The following is a 228-nucleotide window of genomic DNA, read 5'->3' as shown; positions in this document are numbered from 1 at the left end:
TGCGTAGTCATGTGAGCGTCATTTCCAGAGCTGAGCGGCAAACACCACAAGAATGCCGAGCGGCGCCACGTAGCGCATCAAAAAGAACGTCAGGTTGAAGAGCAATGGACTGCGAATCGACAACTCGTCACGCACCGTCTCACGGCTCATCACCCAACCAGCGAATACCACAAAACACAACCCACCCAGCGGCAACATGATCCGCGAAGTGAAGAAATCAATGACTCC

1 pseudogene is annotated in these 228 nt (G+C 53.5%); it reads right to left on the bottom strand.

What is annotated here, in order from left to right:
- Positions 1 to 18: 18 nt before the first annotated feature.
- Positions 19 to 228, bottom strand: a pseudogene (locus ALO43_RS15670) (sodium-dependent transporter); the annotation flags it as partial.

The organism is Pseudomonas tremae (assembly GCF_001401155.1).
In the GTDB taxonomy this organism is placed as follows: Bacteria; Pseudomonadota; Gammaproteobacteria; order Pseudomonadales; family Pseudomonadaceae; genus Aquipseudomonas; species Aquipseudomonas tremae.
This window is presented reverse-complemented; position numbering and strand designations above follow the sequence as displayed.